This window comes from Gammaproteobacteria bacterium, assembly GCA_013003425.1.
Lineage (GTDB): Bacteria > Pseudomonadota > Gammaproteobacteria > Steroidobacterales > JABDKV01 > JABDJB01.
Window position 1 is genome coordinate 87,297 of the sequence record JABDJB010000067.1, and the last position, 20,024, is coordinate 107,320.

The following is a 20,024-nucleotide window of genomic DNA, read 5'->3' on the forward strand; positions in this document are numbered from 1 at the left end:
TGCTACTATGCGCGGCCATGCGCCGCGCTGATTTTTCTTACCAACTGCCGCAGGAGCTCATTGCGCAGCAACCGCCACCACAGCGGCGCGATGCCCGGTTGCTGACACTCGGCCGCAGCAATGGCGCAGTTGATGATCGTGCGTTCACCGATCTCCCGGGTTTGTTGCAGGCGGGCGACCTGCTGGTCTTTAACCGCAGTCGGGTAATCCCGGCACGCCTGTACGGCCGAAAGAGTAGCGGCGGCCGGGTTGAAATACTCATCGAACGCATCGTGTCCGACGACACCGCGCTGGTTCATCTCAGGGCCAGCAAGACGCCACACCCCGGGGCGATGCTGGCACTGGACGGCACAGCCGAGGTTGAGTTACTGGCACGCGAGGATGACCTGTGGCGAGTACGTTTTGACCGGCCGGTGGCAGCCTGCATCGACCAGCACGGCCATGTGCCGCTGCCGCCATACATTGATCGCGCTGATACGGCGTCAGATTATGAGCGCTACCAGACAGTCTATGCAGACCGTCCGGGTGCAATAGCCGCGCCGACCGCTGGCCTGCACTTTGACGAGCAGATGCTGACGCAGCTGCAGGAAATGGCGGTCGATACTGCATTTGTAACGTTGCATGTTGCCGCCGGGACATTTCAGCCGGTGCGCAGCGACGATCTGTCGCAACACCGTATGCACGCCGAGCGCATCATTGTGGACGAGGATGTCTGCTCTGCGGTTGCAGCGGCACGCCAGCGTGGCGGCCGGGTGATCGCCGTTGGCACGACCAGCGTGCGCACGCTGGAAAGCGCTGCGTTGGATGACGGCACGGTGGCGTCATGCGATACGGATACGCGGCTGTTCATTACGCCCGGCTTCCGCTTTCGGGTCGTCGATGCCATGCTCACCAATTTCCACCTGCCGGAGTCGACCCTGTTGATGCTGGTTAGCGCGTTTGCCGGGCACCGAAACGTCATGCAGGCATACCAACACGCTGTAACGGAGCGCTACCGGTTCTTCAGTTACGGCGATGCCATGTTTATCAGTGATGGCGCAGACCGTGCGGCTTGAGCTGCTGGCCACAGATGGCGCGGCGCGGCGCGGCCGGCTGCATTTTGATCGTGGCGTGGTCGATACACCGGCCTTTATGCCGTGTGGTACTTACGGCACGGTCAAGGCGATGACCCCCGAGGAGCTTCGCAGCCTCGGTACCCAGATGCTCCTCGGGAATACTTTCCACCTGATGCTGCGGCCCGGCGTGGAGGTCGTGCGGGCGCATGGCGACCTGCATGACCTGATGCACTGGGAGCGACCGATCCTGACCGACTCCGGTGGCTTCCAGGTGTGGAGCCTGGCGGAAAAACGCAAGATCACCGAAGAAGGTGTGAAGTTCAGGTCACCGGTCAACGGCGACGAGGTATTTCTTACTCCGGAGAAATGCGTCGATGTGCAGACCGGCCTGGGGTCTGATGTCGTCATGGTGCTGGACGAATGCACTGCATACCCGGCCAGCGAAACGCAGGCGCGCGAATCAATGCAGTTGTCGATGCGCTGGGCAAAGCGTTGTCGCGAAGCCTATCGTGGCAACGGGGCGTTGTTCGGCATTGTCCAGGGCGGCGTGTATGACAACCTGCGCGCCGAATCACTCGACGCACTCACTGCAATTGGCTTCGACGGCTACGCGCTGGGTGGCCTGGCTGTCGGCGAACCTCGCGCCGAACGCCTGCAGGTGCTGGACGCGATGGCGCCGCACCTGCCGGCAGACCGCCCGCGCTATCTCATGGGAGTCGGCAAGCCGACCGATATCATCGATGGCGTGCTGCGCGGTATCGATATGTTTGACTGTGTCATGCCGACGCGTAACGCCCGAAATGGCTACCTGTTCACCTCGGCGGGCATGGTGCGGCTGCGTAACAGCCGAAATCGCGATGACACCCGGCCCCTGGACGAGCGCTGTGGCTGCTATACCTGCCGTCACTACAGCCGCGCCTACCTGCGCCACCTCGACCAGTGCAGCGAAATACTGGGGTCGCGGCTGAACACGATACATAACCTGCATTTCTATCAGGACCTGATGCGTGGGCTGCGTGGGGCGGTCGCTGCCGGCCGGCTGGAGCAGTTTGCGGCCGATTTCCGGGCCCGGGCGGGCACCGAAGAGGGCTGAAGCGCTGCACAACCGGCAGGCACGGTGGCATAATACCGCGCTCTTTTGCTGGCGCCCCCGAGGAGCCGATCGTGGACCTGCTGTTTTCTACTGCCTGGGCGGCCGAGGCGCCGCCACCGAGTGCGGGCTTTGGCCCGTTGATTATGCTTGGCCTGTTCTTCGTGGTTTTTTATTTCCTGCTGATCCGACCGCAGCAGAAACGTGCCAAGGAGCACGGCGCGATGGTTTCCGCTCTTGCTGCTGGCGATGAGGTGGTTACGGCGGGCGGCTTGCTGGGCAAAGTTACTGACGTCGGCCAGGATTACATCGAGGTCGAGATAGCAAACGGGACTACCGTAAAAGTACAGCGGAACACAATTGGCCGCACCCTGCCGAAAGGCACGATTAAAAACGCATAACCGGTAATACTGCTGATGCAAAACAGATATCCGATGTGGGTCAACCTCGTTGTAGCAGGCGTGGTGATCTTTGGCCTGATCTTCGCAATGCCAAACATTTACGGGGAAGACCCGGCGGTGCAGGTTGCGCTGGAGGATGGCGAAGCGCTGGGCGAATCACTTATAGGGCGCGTCGACGGCGTGTTGCAGGGTGAGGGACTGGAGACGACTGGCGCTTATCTCGAGGACGGCCGCGTTGTGGTGCGCTTTGCCGACGAGGAGTCACAATTTCGCGCCAAGCCGGTGCTGGAGGAAACGCTGGGCGAAGATTACGTCGTTGCGATGACGCTGGCGCCCCGGATGCCTGACTGGATGCGCTCTCTGGGGCTCGGCCCCATGAGCCTGGGCCTGGATTTGCGCGGTGGAGTGCATTTCCTGTTCGAAGTCGACATGGAGGCGGCCATTTCCCAGGTAATGCAGAACTACGAGCGTGACATGAAAACGTTGTTGCGCGAGCAGGACATTCGCTATCGCTCGGTACGTGCCACGGACGCCAAGGTTTTCGTAGTACTGCGTGATGAAGCCGATCGCGATTCGGCGCGGCGCGCGATTACTGAAGAGACCCAGGAAGTCCAGATGCTGGACACCACGGTAAACGGCAGCCCGGCTCTGGAGCTGGCGCTGACCGAGGTAACCCAGCGCCAGCGCCAGGATTTTGCTATCGAGCAGAACATCACGACGCTGCGCAATCGCGTCAACGAACTCGGGGTTGCCGAGCCGGTGGTGCAGCGCCAGGGCATTGACCGCGTGGTCGTGCAGCTGCCTGGCGTCCAGGATGCGACAAAGGCGCGGGACATACTCGGGGCAACGGCAACGCTGTCATTTCACCTTGCCGACGAGTCCAATAATCCGATCGAGGCTGAACGCACCGGTCGCGCGCCAACCGGGTCGCGCCTTTACCAGCATCGCAACGGCCAGCCGGTCCTGCTGAAGCGTGACGTTATCGTTACCGGTGACCAGATAACCGATGCCCAGGCCGGTTTCAGCGAGGGTCAGCCCGCGGTATTCGTCGATCTCGACCCCAAGGGTGCCCGGCGTATGCTGGACACCACCAAGAACAATATCGACCGTGGCATGGGCGTGGTGTTTATCGAGCAAAAGCGCCGCACGGTTGAACGCGGTGGCGAGCGCGTCGAGGAAAATTACACTGACGAGCAGGTAATCAGCCTGGCGACGATCCGCGGTGTTTTCAGTAACAGCTTCCAGATTACCGGGTTGACGCCAATCGAAGCGCGCGACCTGTCGCTGCTGCTGCGTGCCGGCTCACTTGCGGCGCCTATCTATATTGTCGAGGAGCGCACCATCGGCCCGAGCCTCGGTCAGGAAAACATTGACCAGGGCCGGATGGCGGTCATCATCGGCTTTCTGCTCGTGGTCGTGTTCATGCTGGTCTATTACAAGTTGTTCGGCCTGTTCGCCAACCTGGCGCTGCTCGTCAACCTCGTCATGATTGTTGCGCTGCTGTCATTGCTGCAGGCGTCATTGACGCTGCCTGGTATCGCCGGGATTGTTCTGACAGTGGGTATGGCGGTTGACGCGAACGTACTGATTTTCGAGCGTATCCGCGAAGAGCTGCGGAACGGCAATACGCCACAGGCGGCAATCCATTCAGGCTACGAGAAAGCGTTCTCGTCGATTGCCGATGCGAATATCACGACGCTCATAGCCGCACTGGTGCTGTGGACGCTCGGTTCCGGCCCGATTCGTGGCTTTGCCGTGACTTTGTCATTAGGTATTGCCACTTCAATGTTCACGGCCATCGTCGGCACCCGCGCCCTGGTCAACCTGATCTATGGCGGCAAACGTGTCGACAAACTGGCTATCTGAGGTCTGGCAATGCAGCTAATCGGAAAAACAACTCACATCGACTTTATGGGGCATCGCCGCCTGGCGGTGACTGTCTCGGTGCTGCTGCTGGCCGGAGCGATCGCCGCACTGGTTGTCCGGGGGCTTGCCTTCGGTATCGACTTCACCGGCGGCGTTCTGGTCGAGGTGGGCTATCCTCAGGACGCCAATCTGCAGGCCGTGCGTGGCCAGCTGAGTGACGGCGGATTTGACGATGCCATTGTGCAGCATTTCGGCACATCTCGCGACGTAATGATCCGTCTTATGCCGGTTGAAGGAATGGACGGTAACGAGGTGCGTGAGCAGATACTGCAGGCGCTGCGCTCTGACGGCAGTGACCTGGAGCTGCGTCGCGTGGAGTTCGTTGGCCCGCAGGTCGGTCAGGAGCTGACCGAGACCGGTGTCCTGGCGATGCTGGTGGCGATCATCATGATCCTCATCTACGTGGCGCTGCGCTTCCAGTGGAAGTTCGCCGTTGGCGCCGTAGCGGCACTGGTGCACGATGTTGTACTCACGGTGGGTTTCTTCGCGGTGCTGCAGCTCAGTTTCGACTTGTCCGTGCTCGCGGCCGTGTTGGCGGTCATCGGCTACTCGCTGAACGACACGATTGTGGTGTTCGACCGCATTCGCGAGAATATGCTGAAGGTGCGCGGCGGTGCGCCGGTGGATATTGTCAACGACTCCATCAACCAGATGCTGGCGCGAACCCTGATTACCGGTATTACGACCTTGCTGGTGCTGCTGGCATTGTTCTTCCTCGGTGGTGAGGTGATCCGGCCGTTCTCAATCGCGTTGATTGTCGGCGTTATCGTCGGTACCTATTCATCGATCTATGTCGCCAGCGCAACGGCCCTTGCGCTGGATGTCACCGTGCAGGACCTGCTGCCACCGGAAAAGACCGACGAAGAGCTCGACGCACTACCATAGCGACGACGATGCTCTGGATTGCCCGTGATGTCAGGGTCGCTGAACCCGAACCTGGCTACTGACCCCGAGTGGTTCTCTGCGACGGGATGTGCGGGCGCAGTTCGGCGAGTATGGCCGTGAAGACTTTTGGCGACGCGGCGATAATGTTGCCGGAATCGAGAAAGGTGTCTTCGCCATCGAGGTCGGCTACCAGGCCGCCAGCTTCGCGGATGATCAGGCTGCCGGCCGCCATGTCCCACGGACCCAGGCCCAGTTCCCAGAAGCCGTCGAGCCGTCCGGCGGCAACGTAGGCGAGGTCGAGGGCTGCTGAACCGCAGCGACGTATGCCCGCAGTCTTTTCGGCCATGGCGCGGAACATGCGCATGTACTCGCGCATGAACTGCTTGTTGGCGCGATAGGGAAAGCCGGTGCCGATCAGCGCGCCTTGCAGCCCCCTGCGGTTCGATACCCGGATCTTGCGTCCATCCAGCTGCGCGCCCCGGCCACGCGAGGCGGTGAACAACTCCTGGCTAATGGGGTTGTAGATTACCGCTTGTTCCATGCGGCCCTTGTGCTGAAATCCGATCGACACCGAGTACATAGGGAAGCCATGCAGGAAATTTGTCGTTCCATCCAGCGGGTCGATAATCCAGACGCTTTCGCTCTCGCCGGAGGGTCCGCTTTCCTCGCCGAGAAACGCGTGGTCCGGGTAGGACTCACGAATTGTGCCGATAATTTCTGCCTCAGCCATGCGATCGACTTCAGATACAAAATCGTTCTGCGACTTTTCGGTCACCGTCAGCTGATGCACGAAATTGACGTGTTTTATTATCACCTCACCGGCACGGCGGGCGGCGCTGACAGCTATGTTGACCAGGGGGTGCAAGACTGAATATCCAAAAAGGGCAGCACCCGATGCGGTGCGGCCGGTAGAATACCAGAGTGGCCAAAGTTCTGGACAACATTCGGGTGGTGCTGGTCGAAACTTCACACCCCGGCAATATCGGTGCTACCGCGCGGGCGATGAAGACCATGGGCTTGCAGCACCTGCGCCTGGTAAACCCTAAATATTTTCCGCATGCCGATGCGACGGCCATGGCTTCGGGTGCCGATGACCTGCTGGGCCGGGCCGAGGTATTTGAGCGGTTGACCGATGCGGTAGCCGATTGTGTTGCCGTGGTTGGGGCAAGTGCGCGGCTGCGTACTCATCACTGGCCCACTGTCGATGCGCGCGACAGCGCGCAAAAGCTCCTGGCAGCGTCGGCCGGCGAACCGCTGGCGGTGGTGTTCGGGCGCGAGCGCAGCGGGCTGAGCAACGAGGAGCTGGATCATTGCCAGTGGCTGCTCAATATTCCGGCCAATCCGGACTATGCATCGCTGAACCTGGCCATGGCAGTGCAGATTGTCAGCTACGAATTGCGCATGGCGCAGCTGGGGGAGGGCCCCGTGGATGCAACGGCAGCTGAGCCAGCGCCGGCCGGCGAGCTGGAGCGGCTGTTTGAGCATCTCGAGCAGGTGATGGTGCAAACGGATTTCCTCAATCCTGATAATCCCCGCTACCTGATGCGCCGGCTGCGGCTGCTGTTCAACCGCGCCACGCCTGACCAGAACGAAGTAAACATATTGCGGGGCTTGCTCACGTCGGTACAGCGCTTAAAATCGATGCCGGACAAACCGCAGGATTGATATGAAAGCACCGATCTACATGGACTACGCTGCCACGACGCCGGTAGACCCGCGGGTAGCGGAAAAGATGGCGGCGTGCCTGACGGCTGACGGTGTATTTGCCAACCCGGCGTCCGATTCACATGTGCTGGGCCGCACTGCGCGCGGTTACGTCGAATCGGCGCGTTCGCAGGTTGCGCAGCTCGTTGGCGCTGCCGCGCGCGATATCGTCTGGACCTCCGGTGCCACCGAATCTGACAACCTGGCAATCAAGGGTGTAGCACACTTTTATGCCGACCAGGGGCGCCACATCGTTACCTCGCGCACCGAGCACAAGGCGGTGCTCGATACCTGCGGCCAGCTTGAGCGGGAAGGATTCGAGGTTACCTATTTGATCCCCGGCGCCGACGGCATTATCGATCCGCAACAGGTCAGTGATGCCGTGCGCGATGACACGGTGCTGGTCTCGATCATGCATGTAAATAACGAAATCGGCGTCGTGCAGGACATTGCGGCTATCGGCGCACTTTGTCGCCAGCGCGAGGTGACCTTTCACGTTGACGCCGCGCAAAGCGCGGGCAAACTGCCGATAGACCTGGGCAGCCTGCCGGTGGACCTGATGTCTTTTTCAGCACACAAGGTCTACGGGCCAAAGGGTATCGGTGCCTTGTATGTATGTGGTGAGCCGTGCGCCCATCTCGAGCCGGTCATGCACGGGGGTGGTCACGAGCGCGGGTTGCGTTCGGGAACGCTGCCTACGCACCAGGTGGTGGGCATGGGAGAGGCATTCCGGGTGGCCGGCGAGGAGCTGGCGGCGGAGGCCACGCGCCTGGCGGGCCTGCGTGAAAGACTGTGGCAGGGTATTGCCGCGCTCGGCGGGGTACGTTGCAATGGTCATCCATCACTGCGGGCATCAGGGTTGCTAAACGTCTGCTTTGAAGGTGTCGAGGGCGAAAGCCTGCTGTTTGCGCTGCGTCAGGTTGCGGTTTCCAGCGGGTCAGCCTGCACCTCCGCCAGCGGTGACGGCTCCTACGTGTTGCGCGCGCTGGGCTTGCCGGACTACCTGGCGCAAAGCTCAATTCGCTTCAGCCTGGGGCGCTTTTCTACCGAGGCTGAAGTCGAATATGCAATCGGCGTGATTCGTGAGCAGGTGATGAGATTGCGGGGTATCGCCGTACGGCATTGAATTTTGCCGTTGCGGCGTGGTCTGATCGAACGATATGGAAACAGCAATGAACTACAGCGAACTGGTGATCGATCATTTTGAGCAGCCGCGCAACGTGCTGGTCGATTGCCGTGAGCACTCGCTGCATGGCACGGCCGGGAGCAAGTCGGCGGGAAGGCTGGTCGAGTTTTGTCTCGAAGTCTCCGGCAACGTAATCCGTCACGCCGGTTTTCGCGCCTGGGGCTGTCCCTATACGATTGCGGTAGCCTCGTGGCTCACCGAGCAATTACCTGATCGTCATGTTGATGAAGTCCAGACGCTGGACCTCGATGCCATCGCGGCCGAACTCGACCTGCCGGCTGAAAAATGGCACTGCGTGTTGATCGCCGAGGACGCGCTGCGCGCGGCCACACGCCGGAGTGTAAATTGATTACCTTGTCAGAATCCGCCGCTGAGCGCGTCAGTCGATACCTGGAGCAGCGAGGTCAGGGCGTCGGTCTGCGTCTGGGTGTTACCCGGACCGGCTGTAATGGCTATGCCTATGTCATCGATTACGCCGATGAGCCCGGTGCCGATGACGTGCAGTTCGAGAGCCGCGGCGTCGCCATATTTGTCGACGCCGAGAGCCTGCCGCTGCTCGAGGGCACCGAGGTCGATTTCGTCAAGGACGGCCTCAACGAGGCATTCCGCTTTCGCAACCCGCGCGCTGCCGGGGAATGCGGTTGCGGCGAAAGCTTCAATATCTGAGGCCCGCGACCTGGCGGGAGCCGATTGCCCCGGTCGCGCCCCCGGAGTAATATTGTCCGGTTAAGCCAGTGGAAAAACCGGCCAGAATCCGGGGCTTAGCCCCAATCCTTCATTATCAACAGGAGTCAGCATGTCTGCCGAGCGCACGCTATCGATTATCAAGCCCGACGGTGTCGAGAAAAATCTTGTCGGCGAAATTTACCGCCGCTTCGAGCAGGCCGGGCTGGAGATCGTCGCCGCCCGCATGATGCACCTCAGCCGGCAGCAGGCCGAGGGATTTTATGCGGTCCATAAAGAGCGGCCGTTTTTCAATGACCTGGTGCAGTACATGACCTCCGGACCGGTAATCGTACAGGTGCTCGAGGGCAATGACGCCATTGCCAAAAACCGCGAGCTGATGGGGGCGACAAACCCGGCAGATGCTGATGCCGGAACGATCCGCGCCGACTATGCCGCGTCGATCGAGGAAAACGTGGTGCACGGTTCGGACGGACCGGATACCGCGGCCCAGGAGATTGAGTTCTTTTTTGGCAGCGACGGCGTCTGCCCGCGCACGCGCGGCTGAGCATGATGTCCTCTCCCGGTTCGGTTCAGTTGCTGGGCATGACCCGGGGCCAGCTCGAGGGCTGGCTTTCCACGCGTGGTGTGAAGCCGTTCCACGCGCGGCAGATGATGAAGTGGATCTATCGCCGCGGTGTCGACGATTTTGAAGCCATGACCGACCTGTCGAAAAACCTGCGCAACGACTTGCATGCCAGCGCCAGTATCGGCCTGCCGAAAATCCTGAACGAAGCCGTCAGCACCGACGGTACCCGCAAATGGCTGCTCGCCGTCGATGGCGGCCAGGCAGTTGAGACTGTATTCATACCGGAGCCCGGGCGCGGCACGCTATGCATTTCCAGTCAGGTGGGCTGTGTGCTCGATTGCTCGTTTTGTGCCACCGGTGCACAGGGTTTCAACCGTAACCTGACGAGCGCCGAGATTATCGGTCAGCTACTGCTGGCGCAGCGCCTGCTGGCAACCGCAGAAGACGACCGGCCAGTTACAAACGTGGTGCTGATGGGCATGGGCGAGCCCCTTGCCAACTACCGCAACGTCGTCCCGGCGATGCAGCTGATGCTCGATGATTTCGGATTCGAGTTATCGCGCCGGCGTGTCACGCTGAGTACTTCCGGGTTGGTGCCGCAAATACGCCGGCTGGCCAGCGATTGCAACGTCGCGCTGGCCGTTTCGCTGCACGCGCCGGATGATGCGTTGCGCGATGAGCTGGTGCCAATCAACAGGGTGCATCCTGTTGCTGAACTACTCGACGCCTGCTGGGAGTATGCCGGTGACAGTGGCCGCCACATTACTTTCGAGTATGTCTTGCTCGATGGTGTCAACGACTCGCCGGCACAGGCGCGGCAACTGGCGCAGCTGTTGCGCGACCGCCCTGCCAAAGTCAACCTGATCCCGTTCAATCCCTACCCGGGCGGGCGCTACCGGCGCTCGCAACCGGCGGCGATCGAAAAATTCCAGAGTATTCTGCATTACAGCGGATTGCGTACCATGACGCGCCGGCCACGTGGCGACGACATCGCGGCTGCCTGTGGCCAGCTTGCCGGGCAGGTCGACAACCGTATTACTTCACCCCTGCATGCCAAGGCCGGAGGCCGGTCATGAGAATAGTCATTTGCGCGTTGCTGGTGGTGTTTGCCGGTGCCTGCGTCACCACGGGCGATGTCGACCCGGTCGAGGCCGATCCGCGTGAGGCTGCGCTGACGAATCTCAGGCTCGGGTCGGAGTACCTGCAACGCGGCGAGCGCGAGCGAGCCCTGAACAAACTGACCAGGGCGGTGCAGCAGGATCCGCACCTGGCACCGGCGCATGCCTACCTCGCGTTGGCCTACGAGCAACTCGGACGGGCGGACGAAGCCGGCCGGCACTACCGGACCGCATTGCGGCTGGACGATAACGACGCGACCGTCCGCAACATGTATGCGGTGCATCTGTGCCGAAACGGTCGCATCGACGAAGCCGAAAAGAACTTCCTCGCCGCGGCAACGGTGCCGACGTACATCACGCCGGAAACTGCCCTTACCAATGCAGGCGTATGCGTGATGAAGCTGCCCGATCAGGAGAAGGCTGAAGCCTACTTTCGCCAGGCATTGAATCTCAATCCGCGCTACGCCGATGCGCTGTGGCAAATGGCCAAGCTTTCAACTACGGCGAACCGGGACTTCCAGGCGCGCGCCTTTTTGCAGCGTCTCGACGAGGTTGCCACGATGTCGTCGCAGGCGTTGTGGCTTGGCGTCCAGATTGAGAGGCGCCTGGGGGACAGCCGCGCAGCTGCCCTGTATGCCGAGCAACTGCGGCTGAAATATCCCGAATCGGTTGAAACCCGTTTACTGGTCGAGTCGATGCGAGATGCCGGATAAGCCCGATCAGCAGTCGGCCGGCGTAGGCGGCGAAGGGCCGGGCGCACTGCTGCGTCGGGCTCGCACGGCCAGGGGCCTGACGCTGCGCGACGTAGCGCAGGATCTGCACCTGGACGAATGGATGTTGCAGGCGCTCGAGGAGGATGATTACTCGGCGCTGGGTGCGCCGGTGTTCGCCAAGGGCCACATGCGTAAATACGGCAGCCTGCTGGGCCTCGACACCGATGACCTGATGATTGCCTATTACCGCAAGCGTGGTCGTGACGATTCACCGCCGCCGATCACTCACATGCAGCAACCGCAGCAACAACAGCGCGAATTGCCGCTGCCGGCAATTCGCTGGTTGATTGCCGCGCTCGGTATCGTTTTGCTGGTGTTGCTGGCATGGCGGTTTTTTGCCGCCGACCCGGTTGCACAGGGCGGCATTGAATTGCCGCCGGCAGCCCCGGACCAGGACGGTCCGGCCGTGCCGGCGTCGGAAAGTACCGCAACGGTCCCGGCGGCCGCTGCGCTGCGGGCAGACACTGATTTGGCATTGCCGGTCGCGTTGCCGCAGCAAGCTGCTGTCGGCGGACTGCCGGAGGACGACGCGGCAGACGCAACGGAAGCGCCCGCCGAACCACCAACTCCGGAGGCGGCGGACCTGTCAGCCGCCACCACCGAAGTTGCGACCGTAGCGCCGGTCTCGGTGCGACTCAGTTTCAGCGGCGACTCATGGGTCGAGGTCACTGACAGCGAGGGTAACCGCCTGCTGTATGACATGATGACCGAGGGAAGGGTGCGGAACGTCAGCGGAATACCACCGATTGAAGTCTTTCTCGGCCGCAATCGTGTCGTGCGGTTAGATGTCAACGGTGAGTTTTTTGCTGTTCCGCGGCGTGCGATACGCGGCAATACGGCACGTTTTGTTATCGATCCGGCGGCGCAGTGACGCGATGGCTGAGGATCGGACATGAGCGGTGACATCAGGCCGGTTCGCGGCATGAACGACATCTATGGCGATGTGGCGCCGTACTGGGACCGGGTGGAGCAGGCGGCGCAGGAAGTGCTGGTCGAGTACGGATACCGCGAGATCCGCCTGCCGCTGATGGAAAGGACCGAGCTGTTCAAGCGGTCAATCGGCGAAGGCACCGACGTGGTGCAAAAAGAGATGTACACGTTTGAGAGTCGCAGCGGCGCCAGCCTGACGCTGCGCCCCGAGGCGACCGCCAGCTGTGTGCGTGCCTGTCTGACCCACGGCCTGCTGCACAACCAGCGTCAGCGCATGTGGTATCGCGGGCCGATGTTTCGCTACGAGCGTCCGCAGAAGGGGCGTTACCGCCAGTTTCACCAGATTGGCGCCGAGGCGTTCGGTTTCCCCGGGCCCGATATCGACGCCGAGCTGATATTCCTGTGCGCCCGGTTGTGGTCGAAACTCGGTCTCGATGATCTGACGCTGCAAATCAATTCGCTCGGCACGCCGCAGTCCCGCAGTCTCTACCGTGAGAAACTGCTCGACTACCTGCAGGCCAACATCGATGTTCTGGATGAAGACAGCCGCAAGCGGCTGCAGATAAACCCGCTGCGTATCCTCGACAGCAAGAACCCCGCTCTTGCGGAGTTGATCGCTGCCGCGCCGCGACTGACCGACCACCTGGACGATGAATCTGCGCAACATTTCGATCTCCTGCAGCAGTTGCTGAGTGACTCCGGCATAGGCTTTACCGTGAATCCTCTGCTGGTGCGTGGTCTCGATTACTACACAAAGACCGTATTTGAATGGGAAACAGACAAACTCGGCGCGCAGGCCGCTGTCTGCTCCGGTGGCCGCTACGACGGGCTGGTCACCCAGCTTGGCGGCAAGCCAACCCCGGGCTGCGGCTGGGCACTCGGTGTCGAGCGGCTGGTCGGACTGCTGCAGCTGGCTGAGGTGCCGGCGGACCCCGGTGCGCCGGATGTGTACCTGGTCATGGTCGGTTCGGCGGCGACGCGTGCGGGGATGGCGCTGGGCGAGCGCCTGCGCAGCGAGGTCCCTGGCCTGCGGCTGGTAAGCCATTGTGGCGGCGGCAGCTTCAAATCCCAGCTCCGGGCCGCTGATCGCAGCGGCGCGGCCCTGGCCCTGATCCTGGGCGACGAGGAGACCGCGGGCCAGCGTATCGGCTTCAAGCCGCTGCGGATCGACGAGGAGCAGGCCAGCTATTCATGGGATGAGCTCGGCAAGCGTGTCGCGGCGTTTTTGAACTGATATCATGGCGCGCCCGCCGGGGCCCCGGCAGCGAGGAACAGACCCGTGGACGAGTATTCCAGCGAAAAAGAGCAGATCGAAGAGATCAAGAAGTGGTGGAAGGATAACGGTGCCTTCATCGTTACCGGCCTGATTGTCGGCTTCGGTGCGCTCGGCGGATGGAAGTACTGGCAGGCTTACAAAGAGCAGCGCGCCGCCACTGCATCCGCGCACTATGAAGAACTGACGATTGCCCTGGGTCGTGGTGATACCAATGGTGCGAACGAACTGCTCGGCAGGCTTGCTGATGAGTTCGCGGCAACGCCGTACGCTGCAACCGGCGCGCTGGCGATGGCCAAATATTACGCAATAAACGACAAGCCGGAGTTGGCTGGAGAACAACTGCGCGGCGTAATCGATAACACGAAAGACGAGTACCTGGCGCTTGTTGCACGCACGCGTCTGGCGCGTTTGATGCTGGCGCAGGATCAGCCTGACGAGGCATTGCAACTGCTGGCAGTATCCGACCCGGGAAGTTTCACGGCGCGTTTCCATGAAGTGCGCGGTGATGCCTACGCGGCACTGGGGCGGCATGATGACGCACGTATTGAATATCTCAGTGCGCTTAACCAGTTTGAACAGGGTTTGGTCGATCGTGAGTTCATCGAGATGAAGCTTAACGACCTCGGTCGAACCAGCGCCGGTGCCGGAAGCGAGCCGGCCGACCCCGACGCATGAAACTTCGCCTGCTGGTACTGGCTCTGCTGGCGTTGGTGGCGCTGCAGGGATGCCTCGGTGGTAATCGCAAGAAAAATCCCGAGGAACAACCGGTCGAACTGACCGCTGTCAGCGACGGGCTGCAGATAAACAGGCTGTGGTCGGCAAAGTTGGGTGGCTCGGCCGAGCACCTCGCGCTTGCCCTGGCGCCAGCGTCGGACGGCAGCCGGGTGTATGCGGCTTCTCATGGTGGCACTGTTTCTGCTTTCGATATCGACACCGGTAATCGCCAGTGGAGTGTTGATACAAAACTGGCGCTGAGCGCAGGCCCGGGTTATGGCGACGGCATGGTTGTGGTCGGTTCAGCCGATGGAGATGTGCTTGCATTTGATACGGTGACAGGCGGTGAGCGCTGGCGTCAGTCTGTTACCGGTGAACTGCTGGCTACGCCGGTGGTTTATGGCAACGTGGTCATTCTCAGATCCGTCAATGGCGTGGTCTACGCGCTTGATGCGCGCGATGGCAAGCTGCGCTGGAACGTGGCGCAATCCGTACCCCGTCTTTCTTTACGTGGTGTTGGTCAACCGGCTGCTGGTGGTGATCGGGTGATTGTCGGTTTCGACAATGGTCGCGTCGTTGCTTACCGGCTGCGTGATGGTGCCGAGCTGTGGCAGGCGCCGCTCGCCACGCCGAGCGGCCGTACCGAGCTCGAGCGACTGACCGATGTCGACAGCAATGTGCTGATCGTCGGCGAAGAAGTCTATGTAGCCGGCTTCCAGAGTCGTGGCGCATTGCTGCAGCTCACTAACGGACAGGCCGCGTGGGCAGAAGAAATGTCCAGTGTTGGCGGCCTGGCGGCAGACTGGAACGCCGTCTACAGCACCGGTGGCGATGGCTCGGTATTTGCGGTGCGCCGTAGTAACGGGTTGCAGGTGTGGCAGCAGGATGCATTGCTGCGGCGTGGCATTACCGGCCCGGCGGTATTTGGCACCTCGGTAGTCGTTGGCGACTTCGAGGGCTACCTGCACTGGCTGCGGGCGAGCGATGGGGCCATTATCGGCCGTGCCCGCGCCGGCAAGTCGCCGATTGCGGCGCCGCCACTTGTCGCTGGCGAACGGCTGTTCGTGCAGGACGAGGCCGGTGTGCTCTATGCCTATGCAATGCCCGGCAGTTCGTAAGAGGACCAGTTCATGCCGCCGGTTATCGCGCTGGTCGGTCGGCCTAATGTCGGCAAGTCGACGCTATTTAATTTTCTGACGCGTAGCCGCGATGCGCTCGTTGCCGATCGGCCCGGGCTGACGCGCGACCGGCGCTATGGTTTTGGCCAGGTCGGACTGATTCCTTATATAGTCGTCGACACCGGCGGTCTGAGTGGCGATCGTGACGGTCTTGATGGCCTCATGGCGCAGCAGACTCAGCGCGCGCTGGACGAATCCGACCTGGTGTTCTTCCTGGTCGATGCCCGCGAGGGTATGACCGCCGCCGACGAAGATATCGCCGCCATGCTGCGGCGCAGCGGCAAGCCATTGCGGCTGCTGGTCAACAAGGCCGAGGGCATGGATACGGACCTGGTGACTGCCGAGTTCTACGCCCTGGCCATCGGCGATCCGGTTGCTGTTTCAGCAACACACGGTGAGCGTATCGGTGCGCTGATGGATGCTGTCCTGGCCGATTTTTCTGATACGCCGCAACAGGACGCCGGGGATGACGGTGCGATCTCGGTGGCTGTAATTGGCCGGCCGAATGTCGGCAAGTCGACGCTGATCAACCGGCTTGTCGGTGAAGAACGATTGTTGGCTTTCGACATGCCGGGTACGACTCGTGACAGCATTGACGTGCCGTTCGAGCGTGATGGCCAAAGCTACATACTGATCGATACCGCCGGCGTGCGGCGTCGCGGCCGGGTCAGTGATGTCATCGAGAAGTTCAGCGTGATCAAGGCGCTGCAGGCTATCGAGCGGGCGAATGTTGTGATTGGCGTAATTGATGCGCGCGAGGGTGTAACCGAGCAGGATGCGGCGTTGCTGGGAATGGTGCTCGAGCGAGGTCGCGCCCTGGTTATAGCAATGAACAAGTGGGACGGGCTCAGCGGGAGCGCCCGCAACGATGTGCGGCGACTGATCGATGTGAAGCTGCCGTTTGTGGACTTTGCCCCGCGGCATTTTATTTCTGCGCTGCATGGCAGCGGTGTCGGCGACCTGCTTGGCTCGGTGCAGCGCGCCTACCGTGCTGCCATGTCGGACCTGCCAACTTCAGAGCTGACCGAATCGCTGCAGGCCGCGCTTGCCGCGCACAGCCCGCCGATGCGCCGCGGACGGCGACCGCGCCTGCGCTATGCACACCAGGGAGGCCGTAATCCGCCCCGCATAGTCATCCACGGCACCCAGGCCGATCGTATCCCTGAGAGCTACCGGCGTTACCTGGCCAACCATTTCCGCAAGGCTTTTCGGCTGCACGGCACGCCCGTGAGCGTCGAATTACGTTCAGGCAAAAATCCCTTCGCCGGGCGACGCAACAAGCTTACCCCGCGCCAGCAACGCCAGCGCAAGCGTCTGATAAAGCGACGCGGCGGCAAGAACTAGGTCAAAAATTGCGACATTGGCGTTAACCAATGTGGCCCGCGGCAAAGTGCCATTGTCGTGTCTGCGATAATTACAGCAGTTTCAAACTATCCGGGGGATGCGGAAAATGAATTTATTGGAAATGCTGATAAAGGCGCAGGGCGGCGGTCTGGTTCGGCAGATGGCCGAGCAGTTTGGTGTCTCGGAAGTGCAGGCCGGAAGCGCGGTGCAGGAGATGCTGCCGTCACTGGCGGAAGGCATGCGTGGCAACATTGCAAGACCGGGCGGTCTCAACGACCTGCTCTCGGCAATCCAGTCCGGGAATCACAGTCGCTATGTCGACAACCCGGCCGAACTTGCCCGACCTGACACGACCGATGATGGTAATGGCATTCTCGGTCACATCCTGGGCAGCAAGGATCGCAGCCGTGAAGTTGCCGCGCAGGCGTCGCAGCGAACCGGCATTGACCCGAAGCTTTTGAAGATGATGCTGCCAGTTATTGCGGCAATGGTTATGGGTGGTATCAGCAAGCGCGCCGGCAGCGGCGGGCTGGCACGCCAGCCCGGATTGCCGACACAGTCGGGCGGCGGCGGGCTGGACCAGCTGCCAGGAGGCAGTGGCGGCGGCTTTGGCGATATCCTCGGCAAGATCCTCGATGTCGGAGCGCCGGCGCGGGACGGCGCCAGCCACCTGCCACCGCACCGCGGCCCGCAGGATTTCGGCACGGAGCAGAACGCAGCCACAGCAGGCCGGAAGCAGGGCGGCCTGTTCGACATTCTCGGCAAGCTGTTCAGGAAATAAAAAGCAGCAGTTGGAACGAAAGGCGGCCACGAGGCCGCCTTTCAGTTCTTGTTAGAGGCATCCGGAGTCCTCATTCGGGCTTGCTGCCGGTCCCGGCGGCAGCAGGAAAAACACCCTCAGGATGCTGAGGTCGCTCAGGTCGATTGCGCCGTTGTTGTCGAAATCGGCATCGGGGTTCCAGTTTGGCGTTCCAGACGTACTCAAGAAAGCAATTCTCATCGCGGCCAGGTCGTTAAGATCGACCAGACAGTTGTTGGGGTTGGCGATATCCGCATCACAGCGGTTGCCGATGCCGTCGCCGTCGGAATCGTCCTGGTCCGGGTTGGCGATCAACGTACAATTGTCGCTGGTATCGATCATGCCATCGCCGTCCGAGTCGATATCAACCAGTATCGTGGTCGTAAGCGTTTCGCCAAAGAAATCTGACTCATCGTCCTTGACCATTTGCCAGTTGAATTCATACTCGCCTGGAGCGGCAGGCGCAGTCACTTCGATCTCGAACAGAATTGGTCGTCCTTTAAAGACACCACCATATACTGATGATTCCGCAGCCACATCGTCGACCGGATGGCGCCCGGTGCCGAAGATAAAAGTATCCGTATCGTTCTGACCCAGATTGTGATCGTCTGCGCCAGACCACTCCTCGCTGCCCTCATTGCGTACTACCAGTCTCAGCGTGCGCGTTTCGCCTGCCACCATCGTCGCTGGTATGTCGTTCCAGAGGAACATGGCGTCGCGACCGGCATCAGCACGAAACACGGCGGCACCGGCTGCCGTCGTGTCGATGTATTCGCGTGGATTGGCCGCCACCGACCACGAATCGTCATTGCCGGAAGTATTAAACGGATCGATATACGGCGGTCCCGGATCGCCGGAGTAGATGCCTGAGCCCTCGTCGTACTCGTTCCACGATTCGATGTAAGCATGATAAATCGGCGGGCTGCCTGCTGCGGTCGCGTTGAGATCGTTCCAGGCATCGATGTAGTGAGTGCCGCCGTCGCGCGGCAGGAAGATCCCCGGGAACCGGATATTCTGGTCCCAGTAACCCGCCTTGAGCGTGCCTGTTCTCACGCCGTCGAACTCAAAATCGGAAAAATAAGCCGTGTTTGAAAACTGGTGGATTCTTTCGTCTGCCCACGCCGGTGAACCAGTTTCAGTACCAATGAAGTAGACACCGTTTTGGAACACAGTCGGGAACGCAGCCTGCATGCGGGATTCCAGGTCCGCACGAGACCACTGATTCAGGTTTTGTGTCCACGTCGGGAGCAGCCACCATGAATCCATAGCGGCGCGGCCATCAACGCGCAGCAGGAAACTCGCCGCGAACGCGTCAGGGCTGGCAGAAAAATACTGCTCGTACCAACGGGTGTATTGGGCAGCGAGAGCATCCTTGCCAGCTGCCGTAGCAAGGTCAATCGGGCCTGCACCCCAGGTAAGAACCGTATCGAGAAACGGTGCCACTTTTGGCACATCGTATCCTTCCGCACGCAGCTGCGTCAGGGCGCGAAACAATTCAATGCGTTGGGTTTCCAGTACCGGAAGCAGGTGTACATAGAGCACATCAATGCCGGCATCCATGACGTCCTTGATTTGACGACGCCAGAAGGGTGCATTGCCGGTCCAGGCGTCGCGACCCTCGAGCGGACGCCAGGGCCCGCTTACCTGCCCGACTGAGGAGGTGTACCAGTGGAAAAACGAAGTTGATACGTAGGGGTCCGTGCTGCCGTACTCGCGGCCGGTAGTGAAAATCGGCGGGTAGCCCGGTGACGGACCCGAGACTGTCGGCAGTGCAATCAGCACAGAGCCACCTCCGACCGCGCGAAAAGAAACATCGGCCGTGGTGCCGTCGACTTCGTTAAACACGGGGCCGCTGTATAGCTGCCACGTATCGCCCACATCCACCACGAAACTACCGCTACTGCGGCCCGTGAAAGCACCGTTTTCGAAAACGGGAAATCCTACCGACACTGTCTGGCTTGCACCGCCGGCGTTACCCGATTTCATATATACCCGAGCCTGGTAGCCGTGACCCGACTCCAAAGCGAATTGTGTGTCCTCGTGATCAAACCCCTGGTCACCGGCAGGGTTTGTGACCGTTAGTCGTACGGCGTTGATTGCCGGACTTCCTGCAAACAAACTGTTGGCGGGCAGGGCCTCAATATCGATTTGGGCGGCACCGCCCGCCACAGCAAAGCCGCGCCACAGATCCGGAACGGTGCCTGTAGTGCCAATCACCAGACCGGAGTCGCCGGCAAAGCCGGGGTTTGGAATCAGATTGGGGCCTTCATTCTGTGCGAATCCCATTTGTGCGGCCAAAGCCATCAGCAGGCTACACATCAGCAGGGGTGTCGCGTTGGGCTGCCTGGTCCTTTCCTGAAACTTCCAGTGCATTTTTATTCCCTCCCACAGAC

20 protein-coding genes are annotated in these 20,024 nt (G+C 61.1%); 18 read left to right on the plus strand and 2 right to left on the minus strand.

Annotated elements, in window-relative coordinates:
- The first annotated feature begins 17 nt into the window (after positions 1-17).
- From queA to secF, 5 genes are all read left to right on the plus strand, one after another.
- Positions 18-1,055: a tRNA preQ1(34) S-adenosylmethionine ribosyltransferase-isomerase QueA gene (queA, locus tag HKN06_09980; GenBank protein NNF61640.1), complete on the plus strand. Its 1,038-nt coding sequence runs from the start codon at positions 18-20 to the stop codon at positions 1,053-1,055.
- A complete protein-coding gene (tgt, locus tag HKN06_09985) occupies positions 1,045-2,148 on the plus strand; it encodes a tRNA guanosine(34) transglycosylase Tgt (protein ID NNF61641.1) in 1,104 nt (367 codons plus the stop codon). Before queA ends, tgt begins: the two co-directional genes overlap by 11 nt.
- Positions 2,149-2,291: 143 nt before the next feature.
- Positions 2,292-2,546 carry a preprotein translocase subunit YajC gene (gene yajC, locus HKN06_09990; GenBank protein ID NNF61642.1) on the plus strand — a complete coding sequence of 85 codons (255 nt, stop codon included), beginning with the start codon at positions 2,292-2,294 and terminating at the stop codon, positions 2,544-2,546.
- Positions 2,547-2,561: 15 nt separating this feature from the next.
- Entirely contained in the window at positions 2,562-4,412 is a 1,851-nt protein-coding gene (gene secD, locus HKN06_09995; protein ID NNF61643.1) for a protein translocase subunit SecD, read from the plus strand.
- A 9-nt stretch (positions 4,413-4,421) separates the two neighbouring features.
- Entirely contained in the window at positions 4,422-5,357 is a 936-nt protein-coding gene (secF, locus tag HKN06_10000; protein NNF61644.1) for a protein translocase subunit SecF, read from the plus strand.
- Between the two features lie 55 nt (positions 5,358-5,412).
- Here the strand turns inward: secF and HKN06_10005 are convergent, their stop codons facing one another.
- Entirely contained in the window at positions 5,413-6,222 is an 810-nt protein-coding gene (locus HKN06_10005; protein ID NNF61645.1) for an inositol monophosphatase, read from the minus strand.
- 56 nt (positions 6,223-6,278) lie between these two features.
- Here HKN06_10005 and trmJ point away from each other — a divergent pair, with 56 nt between their 5' ends.
- The 13 genes from trmJ to HKN06_10070 all read left to right on the plus strand — a co-directional run bounded on the left by trmJ (position 6,279) and on the right by HKN06_10070 (position 17,613).
- Positions 6,279-7,022, plus strand: coding sequence for a tRNA (cytosine(32)/uridine(32)-2'-O)-methyltransferase TrmJ (trmJ, locus tag HKN06_10010; protein ID NNF61646.1), 744 nt, complete (start codon positions 6,279-6,281; stop codon positions 7,020-7,022).
- Position 7,023: 1 nt separating this feature from the next.
- Entirely contained in the window at positions 7,024-8,187 is a 1,164-nt protein-coding gene (locus tag HKN06_10015) for an IscS subfamily cysteine desulfurase (GenBank protein ID NNF61647.1), read from the plus strand.
- Positions 8,188-8,233: 46 nt separating this feature from the next.
- A complete protein-coding gene (locus HKN06_10020) occupies positions 8,234-8,596 on the plus strand; it encodes a Fe-S cluster assembly scaffold IscU (protein ID NNF61648.1) in 363 nt (120 codons plus the stop codon).
- A complete protein-coding gene (locus HKN06_10025) occupies positions 8,533-8,913 on the plus strand; it encodes an iron-sulfur cluster assembly accessory protein (protein NNF61649.1) in 381 nt (126 codons plus the stop codon). The genes HKN06_10020 and HKN06_10025 overlap by 64 nt, the downstream gene beginning before the upstream one ends.
- A gap of 130 nt (positions 8,914-9,043) precedes the next feature.
- Positions 9,044-9,478: a nucleoside-diphosphate kinase gene (gene ndk, locus HKN06_10030; GenBank protein NNF61650.1), complete on the plus strand. Its 435-nt coding sequence runs from the start codon at positions 9,044-9,046 to the stop codon at positions 9,476-9,478.
- A gap of 5 nt (positions 9,479-9,483) precedes the next feature.
- Positions 9,484-10,575 carry a 23S rRNA (adenine(2503)-C(2))-methyltransferase RlmN gene (gene rlmN, locus HKN06_10035; protein ID NNF61651.1) on the plus strand — a complete coding sequence of 364 codons (1,092 nt, stop codon included), beginning with the start codon at positions 9,484-9,486 and terminating at the stop codon, positions 10,573-10,575.
- A complete protein-coding gene (pilW, locus tag HKN06_10040) occupies positions 10,572-11,330 on the plus strand; it encodes a type IV pilus biogenesis/stability protein PilW (protein NNF61652.1) in 759 nt (252 codons plus the stop codon). The genes rlmN and pilW overlap by 4 nt, the downstream gene beginning before the upstream one ends.
- Positions 11,320-12,261, plus strand: a complete 942-nt coding sequence (locus HKN06_10045) for a helix-turn-helix domain-containing protein (GenBank protein ID NNF61653.1) — start codon at positions 11,320-11,322, stop codon at positions 12,259-12,261. The genes pilW and HKN06_10045 overlap by 11 nt, the downstream gene beginning before the upstream one ends.
- A gap of 21 nt (positions 12,262-12,282) precedes the next feature.
- Positions 12,283-13,554 (plus strand): histidine--tRNA ligase, encoded by a 1,272-nt coding sequence (hisS, locus tag HKN06_10050; GenBank protein NNF61654.1) that lies wholly within the window; start codon positions 12,283-12,285, stop codon positions 13,552-13,554.
- A 45-nt stretch (positions 13,555-13,599) separates the two neighbouring features.
- On the plus strand, positions 13,600-14,271 hold the full coding sequence (locus HKN06_10055; protein NNF61655.1) for a tetratricopeptide repeat protein: 672 nt from the start codon (positions 13,600-13,602) through the stop codon (positions 14,269-14,271).
- Positions 14,268-15,428: an outer membrane protein assembly factor BamB gene (gene bamB / locus HKN06_10060; protein NNF61656.1), complete on the plus strand. Its 1,161-nt coding sequence runs from the start codon at positions 14,268-14,270 to the stop codon at positions 15,426-15,428. Before HKN06_10055 ends, bamB begins: the two co-directional genes overlap by 4 nt.
- Before the next feature lie 12 nt (positions 15,429-15,440).
- Positions 15,441-16,832 carry a ribosome biogenesis GTPase Der gene (gene der, locus HKN06_10065; GenBank protein NNF61657.1) on the plus strand — a complete coding sequence of 464 codons (1,392 nt, stop codon included), beginning with the start codon at positions 15,441-15,443 and terminating at the stop codon, positions 16,830-16,832.
- Between the two features lie 106 nt (positions 16,833-16,938).
- Positions 16,939-17,613: a DUF937 domain-containing protein gene (locus tag HKN06_10070; protein ID NNF61658.1), complete on the plus strand. Its 675-nt coding sequence runs from the start codon at positions 16,939-16,941 to the stop codon at positions 17,611-17,613.
- A 51-nt stretch (positions 17,614-17,664) separates the two neighbouring features.
- On the opposite strand, the gene HKN06_10075 is transcribed toward HKN06_10070, so the two are convergent.
- Positions 17,665-20,004 (minus strand): hypothetical protein, encoded by a 2,340-nt coding sequence (locus HKN06_10075; protein ID NNF61659.1) that lies wholly within the window; start codon positions 20,002-20,004, stop codon positions 17,665-17,667.
- Positions 20,005-20,024 lie beyond the last annotated feature (20 nt).